The sequence below is a fragment of the Variovorax sp. GW821-FHT10D07 genome, assembly GCF_059415325.1.
On record NZ_JBWKMZ010000017.1, the window covers coordinates 20,958 to 34,034 of the forward strand.

At 70.8% G+C, this 13,077-nt stretch carries 13 protein-coding genes; 4 read left to right on the forward strand and 9 right to left on the reverse strand.

Features of this window, described 5'->3' with window-relative positions; translation table 11 throughout:
* Nucleotides 1–80: 80 nt before the first annotated feature.
* Nucleotides 81–1,223 carry an OpgC domain-containing protein gene (gene opgC, locus AC07PU_RS35535; protein WP_431511908.1) on the forward strand — a complete coding sequence of 381 codons (1,143 nt, stop codon included), beginning with the start codon at nt 81–83 and terminating at the stop codon, nt 1,221–1,223.
* Here opgC and AC07PU_RS35540 read toward each other — a convergent pair.
* From AC07PU_RS35540 to AC07PU_RS35580, 9 genes are all read right to left on the reverse strand, one after another.
* Nucleotides 1,220–2,329, reverse strand: a complete 1,110-nt coding sequence (locus AC07PU_RS35540; protein ID WP_495322832.1) for a DUF2169 family type VI secretion system accessory protein — start codon at nt 2,327–2,329, stop codon at nt 1,220–1,222. The two genes, opgC and AC07PU_RS35540, sit on opposite strands and share 4 nt — an antisense overlap.
* A gap of 2 nt (nt 2,330–2,331) precedes the next feature.
* Complete coding sequence (locus AC07PU_RS35545) at nt 2,332–2,628, reverse strand: sulfurtransferase TusA family protein (RefSeq protein ID WP_495322833.1); 297 nt, start codon at nt 2,626–2,628, stop codon at nt 2,332–2,334.
* Nucleotides 2,625–3,158 carry a hypothetical protein gene (locus AC07PU_RS35550; RefSeq protein ID WP_495322834.1) on the reverse strand — a complete coding sequence of 178 codons (534 nt, stop codon included), beginning with the start codon at nt 3,156–3,158 and terminating at the stop codon, nt 2,625–2,627. The genes AC07PU_RS35545 and AC07PU_RS35550 overlap by 4 nt, the downstream gene beginning before the upstream one ends.
* 6 nt (nt 3,159–3,164) lie before the next feature.
* Nucleotides 3,165–4,157, reverse strand: coding sequence for a beta propeller repeat protein (locus tag AC07PU_RS35555; RefSeq protein WP_495322835.1), 993 nt, complete (start codon nt 4,155–4,157; stop codon nt 3,165–3,167).
* A 25-nt stretch (nt 4,158–4,182) separates the two neighbouring features.
* Nucleotides 4,183–5,832, reverse strand: a complete 1,650-nt coding sequence (locus tag AC07PU_RS35560) for a DUF4150 domain-containing protein (protein ID WP_495322836.1) — start codon at nt 5,830–5,832, stop codon at nt 4,183–4,185.
* Nucleotides 5,833–5,834: 2 nt separating this feature from the next.
* Nucleotides 5,835–7,877 carry a type VI secretion system Vgr family protein gene (locus tag AC07PU_RS35565; protein ID WP_495322837.1) on the reverse strand — a complete coding sequence of 681 codons (2,043 nt, stop codon included), beginning with the start codon at nt 7,875–7,877 and terminating at the stop codon, nt 5,835–5,837.
* Nucleotides 7,878–8,085: 208 nt separating this feature from the next.
* Nucleotides 8,086–8,826, reverse strand: a complete 741-nt coding sequence (locus tag AC07PU_RS35570) for an SGNH/GDSL hydrolase family protein (RefSeq protein ID WP_495322838.1) — start codon at nt 8,824–8,826, stop codon at nt 8,086–8,088.
* Nucleotides 8,827–8,914: 88 nt separating this feature from the next.
* Nucleotides 8,915–9,673 (reverse strand): anti-sigma factor, encoded by a 759-nt coding sequence (locus tag AC07PU_RS35575; protein ID WP_296792684.1) that lies wholly within the window; start codon nt 9,671–9,673, stop codon nt 8,915–8,917.
* Between the two features lie 22 nt (nt 9,674–9,695).
* Nucleotides 9,696–10,271, reverse strand: coding sequence for an RNA polymerase sigma factor (locus tag AC07PU_RS35580; protein ID WP_256222759.1), 576 nt, complete (start codon nt 10,269–10,271; stop codon nt 9,696–9,698).
* 198 nt (nt 10,272–10,469) lie between these two features.
* Between AC07PU_RS35580 and AC07PU_RS35585 the strand changes: the two genes are divergently transcribed.
* The 3 genes from AC07PU_RS35585 to AC07PU_RS35595 all read left to right on the forward strand — a co-directional run bounded on the left by AC07PU_RS35585 (nt 10,470) and on the right by AC07PU_RS35595 (nt 13,073).
* Nucleotides 10,470–11,027 (forward strand): DUF3455 domain-containing protein, encoded by a 558-nt coding sequence (locus AC07PU_RS35585; RefSeq protein WP_093348576.1) that lies wholly within the window; start codon nt 10,470–10,472, stop codon nt 11,025–11,027.
* Between the two features lie 158 nt (nt 11,028–11,185).
* Nucleotides 11,186–11,725 (forward strand): hypothetical protein, encoded by a 540-nt coding sequence (locus tag AC07PU_RS35590; RefSeq protein ID WP_495322839.1) that lies wholly within the window; start codon nt 11,186–11,188, stop codon nt 11,723–11,725.
* 10 nt (nt 11,726–11,735) lie between these two features.
* Nucleotides 11,736–13,073, forward strand: coding sequence for a hypothetical protein (locus AC07PU_RS35595; RefSeq protein WP_093348581.1), 1,338 nt, complete (start codon nt 11,736–11,738; stop codon nt 13,071–13,073).
* The last annotated feature ends 4 nt before the right edge of the window (nt 13,074–13,077 follow it).

Genomic DNA, 13,077 nt, shown 5'->3' on the forward strand with positions numbered 1-13,077 from the left:
GCGAAGTCGCCCCTTCTTCTTACAATCGCTCACCCCGGGCGAGCGTCGCGCGGACGAAGTCAGGAAACCGCCGCCAACCGATGAAACGCTACTGGGAAATCGACGCCTTGCGCGGGCTGATGCTCGTGCTGATGACCGTCACCCACCTGCCGACACGGCTGACGGACCCGCTGGGCCAGCCCTTCGGCTTCGTCTCGGCGGCCGAGGGCTTCGTGCTGCTGTCGGCCTTCGTCGCGGGACTGGTCTACAGCCGCATCGGCCATGTGCGCGGCGTCGAGTCGATGCGCAGCGCGTTCTGGCGCCGCGTGGTCAAGGTCTACCTCTGCCATGCGGCCACCCTGCTGTTCCTGTTCACCGTGATCACCGGCGTGGGCCTGCACATCGACCAGCCGGCGGTGAAGAACCTGGTCTCCTACTACCTGGCGGCGCCGCGCGACGGCTTCCTCTACGGGCTGCTGCTGGTGTACGAGCCGGCGCTGCTCGACATCCTGCCGATGTACATCTTTTTCATGCTCATGAGCCCTTGGGTGCTGGCCTTCGCGATGCGCCATGGCTGGCTGCCGGTGATGGCGGTGAGCGCGGCGCTGTGGGCGGCGGCGCAGTTCGGCTTCAGCGAATGGGTCTACGGGCTGGCGGTGCGCCACCTGGGCCTGCCGGTGCCGTACCACGAGATGGGCGCCTTCAACACCTACGCCTGGCAGTTCCTCTGGTTCTCGGGGCTGGCCATCGGCGCCAGCCGCAATGCGCCGGGCATGCGGCCGCTGCGCTTTCCGGCCTGGCTGCTGGTGCTGGCGGCGGGCGTGGCGCTGTACTGCTTCTACTGGCGCCACACCGGCATCAACGGCCAGGCGCCGTTCGGCGGCGACGTGGAGCGCAACCTGCTGTTCGACAAGTGGCTGCTCGGGCCGCTGCGGCTCGTGAACCTGGTGGCGCTGGGCATCCTCGCGGTGCGCTTCGGTCCCTGGCTGATGCGCAAGCTGCCGCGCCTGGGCTGGCTCGAGGCCATGGGCTCGGCCTCGCTGCCGGTGTTCTGCGCCCACCTGGTGGCCGTCTTGCTGGTGCTGGCCTTCTACGGCGACAGCCAGACCGCGCGGCCCTGGTGGGGCGACGCGCTGCTGCTGGCGGCGGTGTTCACGGGCATGTACCTGGTGGCGCGCGTCTCGCGCGGCGCCGACGTGCCGCCGCCGGCCGACGAGGTGCCGACGGAACCCGCCCGAGCCTAGTACCCCGTCAACGGTTCATGCCTGGCCGACCGGCTCGCCGCGGCGAGCAGGACGTCGGGGGCCACCGCGTGCAGCGCCATGTGGGCGACGCCCTCGCGCTTGGGCACCCAGCAGCGCCAGGTCAGGAACACCTGCGCGAGGCCGCCGCGCAGGTCGACATGCACGCCGTCGAGCATCAGCGGCACGCTCTCGGACTTCCCGTCCTCGCGCTGCACGGTCGTGCTCAGCCGCACGCCGGGCAGCCAGACCTGCACGTGCGCATGGTCGGGATGCATGTGCAGCAGCTGCAGCTCCTCGTCGCCCGCGAGCGGCGCCTCGTGCACCAGGCCCGGCGCGGCGTATTGGTAGAAGCGGTAGTCGAAGTCGTCGGGCAGCAGCGGATGCTTGCGCGCGAGCCAGTCGTCGTCGTAGCGGCCCGCATGCCGCTGGCGCGGGCGCCACACCGGCGGCAGCGGCGCGAAGCCCTGCGGCACGTGGTCGTGGCGGCGCCAGTCGGCGATCGGGTCGGCGGGATCCTCGATCGCGGGCGCGGGCCACTCGGCCGCGGCGTCGCAATGCGCGGCATCGACGATGCCGCGGCCCAGCGGATTGGCGCGGTGCACGTCCGGGGGCGTGCTGCCGGGGACCGGGCCGCCGAAGGCCTCGCGCCAGGCCAGCGGCACGGCGCGCGCGGGCTGCGGTGCCGACAGCGTCCAGTCGGCTTCGCGCTTCTCGTCGTCCTCGGGCGGATCGCGCCGAACGGGACACCAGCGCCTCGGCCCATGCACGCGCACCAGCTTCTCGAGCCGCCCCAGCCGCGCGCCCACGAGCCACGACGCGGCCGCCTCGCCGCGCGGCGCCCAGCCCGTGCCGAGGATCGTGAGATCGGCCGCCGGCTTGTGCGGCACCAGGTCGCAGCAGCGCATCAGCAGGCCCTCGGCCGGGTCGCCGTCGTAGCGGTCGGCCAGTTCCAGCGCGGCCTGGCGCGGCGCCAGCGCGAGCGGCTGGCCCGGCACCAGGTGGAAGCTGCCGCGCACCGCGAGCACGGCCATGTCGGTGCCGTCGCGGTGGAACTGGGAGAAGGCGAGCGCGGAAAAGGGCGTGTGGTTGTCGAGGTCGGGCGCCATGCTCAGCGTCGCAGCAGCGTGTAGATGCGGCAGGCGCCGTCGCGCTGGCTGCCCAGCAGCTGGACCGGCAGCGCGGGCAGCGCGTCGGCCAGGCTCTCGAAGGCCACGGGATCGTCGACCGCGAGCACCAGCAGCTGGCCCGGCGCGCTGCGCGCGATCGCCTTGCGCAGCCGCAGCATGGGCTGCGGGCAATGCGTGCCGCGGGTGTCGATGCGCAGGGCCGGGCCCTGGCTGTCGTCGATGCCGTCCGCGGTGGGCGCGGGCCGGGCCGGCAGGAAGGCGGCGTGCGGATCGCTCATGGCGTGGCGCCCGGCGTCGCCAGCGTGCGGAAGTCCGGCATGGCCCCGAGGCGCTGCAGGTGCAGCCCCTCGATGCCGACCATCGCCGGCTTGAAGATCACGCCCACCACGCGGCCGTCGGGCAGGTAGTGGACGATGCGGTGGTTGCCGTCGCGCAGGTCGATCGGGCGGCCGAAGGCGGTGTCGGCCGAGAGCTTGCGGCGCGCGCCCTGCGGCGTTTCGCCGCGCGCGTCGAGGCCGAAGGGCAGCGGCAGCGCGGCGGCATCGAGCTGCAGGTCGTAGAGCACCCAGGCCTGCGGGTCGGCCTGGGCGACGCGATCGGCGAAGGGATGGACCAGCGCCACCCGCAAGCCGTTCGACGCGCTCGCGTAGTCGGCCCGGGCCGCGAGCCCGGCCGGCGGGCATCCGGTGGGCGCGAGCTGCGCCCAGGCCGCGAAGCCGGCCAGCCACTCGGCGATGCCGCAGCAGCCGATGCGCTGCGCGGCCTCGTCCATCCAGTCGATCTCGCGCTTCCACAAGGCCATGGCCATGGCGCCTCAGCGGATCGGCGGATTGCCGGGGAAGGGGATGCGCTCCCAGGCCGTGCCGTCGAAGCGCGCGATGTCGGCATAGCCGATCGACCAGAGCACGCCGTCGACCACGCGCAGCAGGTGGCCGTCCTCGTACTCGGGGTCGAGCCGGGTGCGGATGCGGTGCGTCGCGCCGTTGGCATGCAGGTAGAGGCCGGTCTCGGTGGCCAGGAAGATCTGGCCGTCGTAGCTCGTCACGTCGACATAGGCGCGCGTGTCGTCGAGCGCCGAGACGTCCTGGAAGCCGTCGACATGGTTGCCGTGCAGCAGCGTGCCGCCGCGGCCGCAGGCCCAGACCGAGTCCTCGCGCTCGACATGGATGCGCGAGATGGCCGGCATGCCGCTGGCGACGGCTTTCCACGGGCGCCGGCCGTCGCCGCAGTACAGCACGCCGTCGTTCACGTTCTGGAACCAGCCGCCCGCGTAGACCTCTCGTTCGTTCGCGCCGGCGATCGTCTTGAAGCTGATGCTCTTCTTCTCGCCCTTCTCGCGCAGCAGCCCGGTGTCCATGTGTTCCCAGGCCCCCGGCTTCGTCCGGCGATAGATCTGGCCGCCGCCGCCGCAGGCATGGAGCCGCCCGCCGATCTGGGCCAGCGCGATCATGCTGCCCCAGCCTTCGGAGTCGTCGCTCCACAGGCCGGCGCCTTCGATGCGCTCGGTCATGGCCTCGCCGCCGGGCGGCAGCTGCATCACGTCGCCTTCCTCGGTGAGGAAGACGAAGGCCGCGGCCGCGCCGGGGTCGCCGGGCGAGGGCGAGAAGAAGAGGCCGTCGACGACCGTGGCCGGCAGGTCGGTGGAGCGCCAGAGCGGATCGTGGCCCGCGCGGTACTGGCACAGGCGCGCAAAGCCCTCGAAGCGCGCGTCGGCGTTGGAGCAGGCCAGGAAGAGGTCGTCGCGTCCGCGCGGCGCCGCGGCCTCGATCTGCAGCCGTATCCGGTCGGGTTGGGTCAGGGGCGTCATCGTCGTGCTCGGTGCTTTCTCGTCGTCATTCCACGCGCCACGCGTTCTGCAGCAGTTCGCGCAGTTCGGCGGAGGTCTTCGTCAGGCCCCGTCCGAGCATTTCGTCGGGGATGGTCTTGAAGGCGTCCCGGATCGGCTGCTCGAACTGCCGCTTGCAATCGGGCTTGACCTCGTCCAGCGCGTCGATCGAGATGTCCAGGACATCCTTCAGCGTGACCGTGCCGTTGCTGCCTATTTTCGCGCGCATGCCTTCGGAGATCTTCCGATGGACTTCGGCATGGTCGTCCTTGTTCAGGCAGATCGATGGCCCCTTGTCGAGCGAGGGCGCGCCGGGCATGCGCACGCCCGGGTCGAGGCGGGTGCCCACGCGCAGGATGAAGTCGGGCACGACGTGGTGCGCGGCCTCGCCGTCGCCGCACTTGTTCTCGTCGTAGGGCTCGGGCTCGCAGTCGTCCTTGTCGCCGGTGATGCGGGTGCCGTCCTTGCCGCCGCCGCCGCTGGTGTCGGTAGCCGGCGCGGGAGCGGTGGTGGTCTCCTTGGCGCGGGCGCGTTCCTCGGCGATCTGCTGCTCGAGCGAATCGCGCACCTTGGCGTCGTAGGCATGGAAGCCCTTCGATTCCCACGGCAGCAGCGACTCGAGGAAGTTGCTGCTGGCGTAGTGCTGCTTGTAGGCGGCGAGCTGGTCCACCGCCTGGTCGTAGAGCGACTGTTCGCGCGGGGTCTGCGGCGTGATGCCGGTCAGCGCCTTCTTCGCCTCGTAAATGGCCGCGTAGTGGTCGCCGATCGGCATCACCACCAGCACGATGACCGCGATCAGGTTGCCCTTGCCGCCGCCCGTGGGCTTGGGCAGCCGGGGGCGCGGCATGGTCGCCGGCGGGCGCCACTTGGGCATGTCGGTGACGGTCGGCGTCTTGCCGGTGTCGAGGAAGGCCAGCTGCACCGGCTGCTCGCCCAGCGAGGCGCGCAGCAGCGAGCTGTAGCCCGACAGGTTGGCGGCGCTGGCGATCTTCGCCTTGCCGGTCTTCTCGTCGTCGCTGCCGTAGTAGGCGATCTCGGCGCCATCGGCCTGCGCCTTGGCCAGCAGGGCCTCGGCCTCGCTGTCGTCGATCGCCGGCCGGTCCTCGGGCGGCCAGCGCTTGCCGCGGTCCTTCTTGTAGATCAGCTCGCCGCCGGTGTTGCGCTTGTTCATCCAGAAGCTGTCGCCATCGCGCACCAGCCACTGGCCGTTGACCCGCACCACCGTCGAGGCGGTCTTGGGCTCGGCGATGTCGCCCACCGTGCCCGAACTGATGCCCTTGGCCGCGCCCGGCTCGTCGCCCGTGACGTGCGTGACCTGGCTGTCGAACTTGAAGGCCTTGAGCGAAGTGAGGAAGACGTTGCGCGAGGCGTTGGCGTCGTCACCGAGCCGGCCGGTGATCTGGTAGGGGATGGGCGGCGTGGACGAGCCGATCGGCGTCTTGCAGACGTCGGGCGAGGTGCACACCACCAGCGCCTGGCCGACGTCGCGGCCCGCCTCGGGCGGCGGATCGCTGGCCGGCGTCTGCGGCCGGGGCTTGCCCACGATCACCGCGACGCGCGCGATACGCCCCGTCGCGCCCGAGGGCAGCGCGGCCCCGAGGCCATCGAGCCCGGCGGGCTTGGCAAGCGAGGCACCGGCCTTGGGGTCGAGCGCCATGCTCAGCAGAGGTCGATGACGTGGCCGTTGATGCGCACCGGCCCCGCGGCGCGGAAGTCGAAGCGCGTGCCGGTCAGGGTCACCTGGCCGTCCTTGGTCATCTCGAGCCGGCTCTTGCCGACGGTGATCACCAGTGTCTCGCCCACGTCGAGCGAAAAGTCCTCGCCGATGGTCTCGGTCTTGCTCTTGCCGACCGCCACCGTCTGCGTCAGGCCGACCAGCGAGGTCTTGGCGATGCCGACCTCCTCGGAGGAGGTCAGCGCGACGAAGCGGTTCATGTTCTGCAGCACCGTCAGCAGCTCGTTGGCCTTGATCGTCTCGACGCGGTTGTTGCCGATGGTGATGGTCTCGTCGTGGCCGACGTTCTCGGTGCGGTCGTGGCCCACCTGCACGGTCTCGTCGTGGTCGATGGTCTTGGCGCGGTCATGGCCGACCCAGTGCGTCTCGTCGTTCTCGACCTCGATGTCCTGGTTGCGCTCGGCATGCAGCCACACCTGCTCGGCGCCCTTCTTGTCCTCGAAGCGGAAGGCGTTGGCATTGGCATCGGTCGCGCCCTCGGAACTGCGCGACAGCAGGCCGCTCTGCGTGGCGTTGGCCGGCAGGTCCCACGGCGGCATGTTGTCAGCGTTGTAGACGCGGCCGGTGACGATCGGCCGGTCGGGGTCGCCGTTCTCGAAATCGACGATCACCTCCTGGCCGATGCGCGGGATCTGGATGCCGCCGAAGTTGGTGCCGGCCCAGGGCGAGGAGACGCGGACCCAGCACGAGCTGTTCTCGTCCTTCGGGCAGTAGCGGTTCCAGTGGAAGCTCAGCTTCACGCGGCCGTACTGGTCGGTCCAGAGCTCGCGCCCGGCCGGTCCGGTGACGATGGCGGTCTGCGGGCCCGTGGTGCGCGGGCGCGGCACGGTGGGCGCGTCGGCGCGGTAGACCTTGCTGGTGGGGATCACCTCGAAGTCGACGCGGCACTCGAACTGCTCCTGCCCCGAGGCCTCGCCGGGCTCCTGCAGGCGCAGCCGCGCGGCGGTGACGAGGTAGGCGCGGTTGGCCTCGTTCTGCGGATGGCGCTCGAGCGTGAAGGTGCAGCCCGGCACCACGGCGCGCAGATTGCCCGAGCCGCTCGCGCGTTCGCCGCGGCTGCCGGTCTCCTCCATGCGCCGGCGCACCAGCTGCTCGCCCTCGGACTCGGCCGTGTAGTCGCCGGGCCAGGCGTAGCGCTCGCGCTCGTTCTGCGCGGTCTTGCGCGGCATCGCGCTGACCTGCTGCAGCCGCGCCTTGGGCCGCTCGAAGTCGAAGTCGTCGGTCACCCAGCGCCCGCTCTGCAGCGCCTCGAAGGCGCAGAAGCTGTCGCAATGCTCCTCGCGCACCGTGTCCTCGGCGGCGTGGAACGGGATCTTCTCGTAGGCCGCGTTCGCGAACGGCTGGTGCGCGCCCATCTCGTCGACGATCACCAGCGTGTGCTTGTCCTGCGCATGCTCGAACCAGAAGTACAGGCCCCACTCGTGCAGCAGCCGCGCGACGAAGTCGAAGTCGGTCTCGCCGTACTGCACCTGGAAGTCGCGCGGCGGATAGCTCTGCGAGCTGCGGATGTCGAGCGGCAAGCCGTAGGGCGAGAGCACCTCGCGCACGATGTCGAGCACGGTCTTGTGCTGGAAGATGCGGTAGTCGCTGCTGCGCGTGGCGAGCGTGAGCCAGGGCTCGATCACCGCCTCGTAAAGCGCGCGGCGGTTCTCCAGCCGCAGGAAGCGCACGCGCGTGACCAGGCCCGCGATGTGGCGCTCGCCACCGCCCGCGCCGGGCCGGCCGTCGAGCAGGATGTGCACCGCGAGCGGCTCGCCCACCAGCTGCTTGATCGCGACGTTGGCGGCCTGGCGCTCGTTGAAGCCCGGCTGCTCGGGCGTGGTCAGCGTGAGCGTGTAGGCGTAGAGCTGGCTCAGTCCCTCGCTGCCCTCGATGGCCACCGGCTCGAGCGCCGGCGCGTTGCCCCATTGCGGCATGGCGCTCGAGGTGACTCGCAGGACGCGCGTGGCTCGCGATGCGCTCGGCATGGATTCGATCTCCCTGAAGTCGTCGCCGCCGCCACGGCCGCGCACCGGCGCGGCAGGCGTGGAACAGGCCCCCTTTCTACCGAGCCGTCATGAAACTTCGAAGACCGTTTCCCTCAGTCGCGCTGTAGGACAAGGCCGTGCCGAGGCAGGGAAGGGCGAGAAATGGAGTCGAAAGAATTCGAAATGGCCCGGCCGGGTTTCGGCGGCTTCAGTGCGCCGGCACGAGGTGCGAGGCGATCACCGACTGCCACAGCCGGTAGCCCTCGTCGGTCATGTGCAGCCGGTCGCCGCGGAACAGCTCGGGGCGCGGCTTGCCGTCGGCACCGAGCATCGGCGTGAAGATGTCGATGTACTCGCTGTTGGGCAGCCGGTTGAGGTAGGCCGAGACCATGTGGTTGGTCTCGCGGATCAGCGGCATCAGGTGCTCGCGCGAGGGGCTGGGCTTGACCGAGACGAAGCTGATGCGCGCATCGGGCAGCTCGTTGCGCACCGCGTTGGCGAAGCGCACGAAGGCATCGAGCACCTGCAGCGGCGTGCGGCCCTCGGCGAGGTCGTTGTCGCCCGCGTAGACGATCACCTGGCGCGGCCGGTAGCGCACCACCAGGTCGTGCGCGAACAGGCTGCAGTCGGCCAGGGTGGAGCCGCCGAAGCCGCGGTTGACGATGCCCGGCACGCCGGCGAAGTCCTGCGAGAGGCGGGTCCACATGCGCACCGTGGAGCTGCCCACGAACACCACGCCGCCGGGCGGCGGCAGGCCGTCCTGGTCGGCGCGCGCGAAGGCCTCGAGCTCGCGGTGCCAGCGCACGCGCGCGGCGAGGTAGTCGGCCGAGGAGACGACCGGGTCGAAGCTGGCGGCGGGTGCCGGGGCGGTGACGGGTACCTGGGCCTGGGCGGCGAGCGAGGCCGCCAGCAGGGCCAGCGCGGCGAGCGCGGTCTTCATCGAGAACATGGGGCGGGAAGGAAAAGCGGGCAGGCGGACCATCGGAAAAGCCGAAGCTGGGCAAGGAACGGGCGCCGCGCGCGGCGCCCGCCAGGCCTCAGATTGTCTTCTCGATCAGCGCGCCCTTGAAGAGCACCGGGCCGGTCGGCCCGCCTTCGCTCGGCACGCCGCCCTTCGGCTCGAGGCTGATCGCGAGCGTGGGCACCGCGCGCACATCGGCTTCGCTGGCCGGCAGCCGCAGGCCCGGCGCGCGGTCGAGCACGCCCAGCGAGCGCGGCGCGCCGCCCGGCGGCAGGGCCCACAGCTGCAGCGACTTGTCGGCGCCTTCGCTGAAGCCGCCCACGCGCTGCAGCACCAGCTGGCGCTTCTTCGGATCGAAGGTCACGAGCATCGAGGCCGCGTCCTTGTCGTCGGACAGCACCGCCACGTACTGCACCGCGGGTGCATTCAGCAGCTGGTCGCGCAGGTTCAGGCCGACCGTGACCGCGAGCACCGTGGCCAGCGCGCCGGCCGCGGTCGCGCCGCGCCACAGCGCGAGGCTGCCGAGCCACCCGCCCGCGGGCTTGCGCTGCTGGGCGGCGCTGGCCGCTTCGCGCTGGCGGGCCAGCGCGAGCTGGGCCTGCTCGGCGTCGATCATGTTGCGGATGCGGGTCCACACGGCCGGATCGGGCACGACCGGGCTCTGCAGCTCGGTCATGCTGGCCAGGCGGCCCTGCCAGACCAGCGCGGCGGCGCGCACCGGCGCCTGTTCGCGCGCGAGGGTCTCGAAGCGGCGGCGCGCGCCGCCGCGCAGGGTGCCGAGCGCGTGGCTCGCGGCCAGCAGCTCCAGCAGTTCGGGATGGGCGGTGAGTTTCATGGCGGGGCTACTTTCTCTGCGCCTACGCGAAGCGTCCCATGCAGACGCGCAGTTTCTCCAGGCCGCGCCGGATCCAGGTCTTGACCGTGCCCAGCGGCAGCTTGAGCTGGTCGGCCAGTTCGCCATGGCTGAGCTCGCGCAGGTAGGCCAGGCTGACCACCTCGCGCTGCCGGCCCTCGAGCTGGCTCAGGCACTGGTGCAGCGCCCAGGCCTGCTCGCTGGCATCGGCCGTGTCGGCCGGGTTCGGTGCATCGGATTCGAGGGTGTCGGCCAGCAGCTCGTCGAATTCCTGCGTGAGCTGGGCCCGGTCGGCGGTGCGGCGGCGCAGCAGGTCGAGCGCGCGGCTGCGCACGATCAGGCCGAGCCAGGCCAGCGGCGGGCTCAGGCTGGCGCGGTAATCGCCGGCCACGCGCCAGACGGTGAGAAAGCTCTCCTGCAGCACGTCCTCGGCCCATTCGCGCTGGCGTACCACGCGCATCGCGAGGCCCATGAGCTTGGGGGCGGTCCGGTCGTACAGGATGCGCAGGGCGGCTTCGTCGCGATGGCCGATCCGGTCGATCAGCGCCATCAGCTCGGCGTCGGGGCTGGGTGCGGTCATGCGCGGATTGTGGGGCATCGCTTTCCATCCCTGGAATACGCCCGCGCCGCGGCGCCGGATTCAACCGGTTTCTGGCGCCGGCTGAATCCATCGGCCCACCGCGCGCGTACAGGCACAAGAGGCCGTCGAAACTCACGACAACAACGGACCGCTTCTTCTTTCACCTCTCCCGAAGCCGATCTGAAAAAGGAAACGATCATGCACATCCGCACCCTGAACGCCCTGGCCGCCGCGCTGGCCGTGGTTGGGCTCGCCGCCTGCTCCGGCATGGGCGCCAAGCCCGCCGCGACGTTCTCGCAGGCCTCCCTGCCCGACGCGGTGAAGGTGCCGGCCGGCCACACGGTGGCCATGGAAACCGTGGGCACCGGCGACATCACCTACGAATGCCGCGTCAAGGCCAACGCCGCCGGCCAGTACGAGTGGTTCTTCGTCGGCCCCGATGCGAAGCTGTGGGACCGCGCCGGCAAGCAGGTCGGCAAGTACTACGGCCCGCCCGCCACCTGGGAAAGCGCCGACGGCTCGAAGGTCACGGCCACGCAGGTCGCGGTCGCTCCGAACGGCACCGGCAACATCCCGCACCAGCTCGTGAAGGCCAACCCCGCCACGGGCGCCGGTGCCATGCAGAACGTGAGCTACATCCAGCGCGTGGCGACCCAGGGCGGCGTGGCGCCGGGCGCGGCCTGCGGTGCCTCGAACATGGGCCAGAAGCAGGTCGTGAAGTACCAGGCCGACTACATCTTCTACCGCGCGGGCTGAGCTCTCGCGCGCCTTGAAGACCGGGGCCGCGACCCCGGTTTTCCGTTGCCTCCTGCCTCCGCGCGGCCCCCCTTTTGGGTGGGTCGTTTGAAACATTTGTGAACGTATACTGCCCCGCACATAACAGGAGCGGGGCGCTGCGGCGCGCGGGGCGGAGCATGAGGAACATCGCGATCGTGATCGCGCTCTGCGTGGGCGCGTGGTATTACTTCATCGGCGGTCGCAAGCTCGATGAACCGCTGGTCCGCCAGTACTACGAGCAGGAGGCGCACGCCATCCTCTCGCGCGATCCCGAGCGGCTGTGCAAGCAGCTCAGCAGCCGGGCCGTGGTGCAGGACCGCACCACCGTGCTCGGCCAGTCGCAGGACAGCACCCTGAACCGCGCCCAGGCCTGCGATGCCGCGCGCGACAGCTTCAAGACCTTCGAGGCGATCGGCGAGGCCATGGGCGGCATCCTGACCATCGAGTACGACTACCACCTCGATTCGGTCGAGCTCGCCTCCGACCGCAAGAGCGCCATCGTCAAGGGCACCAGCCGGCTCAAGATGGGCGAGCAGGCGATGCAGTTCGCCTCCAGCTTCGAGCAGCGCATCGAGCGCGAGCTCGGCCAGGTGCGGCTGGTGCGTTCCGACCAGAGCACGCTGGTGCGCATGCAGGGCGCCGGCGCGATGCGGCAGAGCGATTTCTTCAAGAAGTGAGGGCCGTGCCATGAGCACCCGTGACCGCATCCGCGAGGACGACGACCGGCCCGCGCCGCCGCCGTTCTGGCACCGCCTCAACAGCTTCTTCGCCTTCCCGTTCCAGATGCGCCCGCTGATGTACGGGCTGGCGCTCGCGCTGTGCAGCCTGCTGTTCGAGGCGGTCTTCTTCCTGCCCGACGTGCTGGCGATCCTGCTGATCGAGCTGGGCATCGTGCTGGCCGCGAGCCGCTACGGCTTCAAGGTGGTGGCGCTGGGCTCGCGCGGCATCTGGCGCTCGGCCGACTTCCCGCGCACGCTCGACGACGAATGGGTCAACCTGCCGTGGAAGCTGTTCGCGATCTCGCTGGTGCAGGGCATCGCGATCGGCGCGCTGGCCAAGCTCGACCCGATGCTCGCCACGGTCGGCGTGTTCGTCATGTCCTTTACCTTCCCGGCCGCGGTGATCGTGCTGGTGCAGTCGTGCAGCTTCTTCCAGGCGATGAACCCCGGCTACGTGTGGGAGACGATGCGCATCATCGGCTGGCCTTATGCGCTGCTGTGCTTCTTCCTGTTCCTGCTGAGCACCGGCGCGCAGATCGCGATCGCCATGCTGCTGCCGGTGATGAACGGGCGCATCGCGCTGCCGATCATCAACTTCGCCTTCATCTATTTCGGCTGGGTGATGGCCAGCCTGCTGGGCTACGTGATGTACCAGCACCATGCGGCGCTGGGCATCGACCTGCTGCCCGGCGGCGGCGTGGACGACGGCGCGCCGGTGGACCGCCGCACGCCCGAGCAGATCGCGGCGCAGCGCCTCGACGCCGAGGTCGCGCAGTGCATCACCGACGGCGACCTCGCGGCCGCGCTCGGCCTCGCCTACGAGGCGCAGCGCACCGCGCCTTCGGACGACCTCGCGGCGCAGCGCCGCTACCACCGCGTGCTGGCGCTCGTGCCCGACAAGAAGGACACGATGCTCGACCAGGCGCGCCGCTTCATCCCGCTGCTGATGCGGCGCGACCTCGCGTCCGAGGCGCTCAAGGTGTTCAAGACCTGCCGCGAGAAGGACAAGGCCTTCGCGCTCGAGGACGCCGCGATGGTGATCGCGATGGCGCGCGCCGAATGGCGCGGCGGCGATGCCCACGGCACCCTGGCGCTGCTGTCGGGCTTCGACCGGCGCTTCCGCGGCCATGCCGCGATCCCGCAGGCCTACGAGCTGGCCGCGCGCGTGCTGGTGCAGGGGCTGGGCCGCTCGGACATGGCGCAGCCGATCCTGACCACGCTCGAGAACCGCTATCCGGACAGCGAGCAGACGAAGGAAGTGCGCTGGCTGCTGCGGCCGGCGCCGGGCGTGGCGGCTTCGGCCTGAGGCG

What these genes read in the sequence shown, in the direction of transcription:
- AC07PU_RS35590 (WP_495322839.1), top strand. Translation starts at nt 11,186, where the DNA reads ATGAGGAACATCGCGATCGTGATCGCGCTCTGCGTGGGCGCGTGGTAT.
- AC07PU_RS35560 (WP_495322836.1), bottom strand. Translation starts at nt 5,832, where the DNA reads ATGGCGCTCGACCCCAAGGCCGGTGCCTCGCTTGCCAAGCCCGCCGGG.
- opgC (WP_431511908.1), top strand. Translation starts at nt 81, where the DNA reads ATGAAACGCTACTGGGAAATCGACGCCTTGCGCGGGCTGATGCTCGTG.
- AC07PU_RS35585 (WP_093348576.1), top strand. Translation starts at nt 10,470, where the DNA reads ATGCACATCCGCACCCTGAACGCCCTGGCCGCCGCGCTGGCCGTGGTT.
- AC07PU_RS35565 (WP_495322837.1), bottom strand. Translation starts at nt 7,877, where the DNA reads ATGCCGAGCGCATCGCGAGCCACGCGCGTCCTGCGAGTCACCTCGAGC.
- AC07PU_RS35575 (WP_296792684.1), bottom strand. Translation starts at nt 9,673, where the DNA reads ATGAAACTCACCGCCCATCCCGAACTGCTGGAGCTGCTGGCCGCGAGC.
- AC07PU_RS35545 (WP_495322833.1), bottom strand. Translation starts at nt 2,628, where the DNA reads ATGAGCGATCCGCACGCCGCCTTCCTGCCGGCCCGGCCCGCGCCCACC.
- AC07PU_RS35580 (WP_256222759.1), bottom strand. Translation starts at nt 10,271, where the DNA reads ATGACCGCACCCAGCCCCGACGCCGAGCTGATGGCGCTGATCGACCGG.
- AC07PU_RS35595 (WP_093348581.1), top strand. Translation starts at nt 11,736, where the DNA reads ATGAGCACCCGTGACCGCATCCGCGAGGACGACGACCGGCCCGCGCCG.
- AC07PU_RS35550 (WP_495322834.1), bottom strand. Translation starts at nt 3,158, where the DNA reads ATGGCCATGGCCTTGTGGAAGCGCGAGATCGACTGGATGGACGAGGCC.
- AC07PU_RS35555 (WP_495322835.1), bottom strand. Translation starts at nt 4,157, where the DNA reads ATGACGCCCCTGACCCAACCCGACCGGATACGGCTGCAGATCGAGGCC.
- AC07PU_RS35540 (WP_495322832.1), bottom strand. Translation starts at nt 2,329, where the DNA reads ATGGCGCCCGACCTCGACAACCACACGCCCTTTTCCGCGCTCGCCTTC.
- AC07PU_RS35570 (WP_495322838.1), bottom strand. Translation starts at nt 8,826, where the DNA reads ATGTTCTCGATGAAGACCGCGCTCGCCGCGCTGGCCCTGCTGGCGGCC.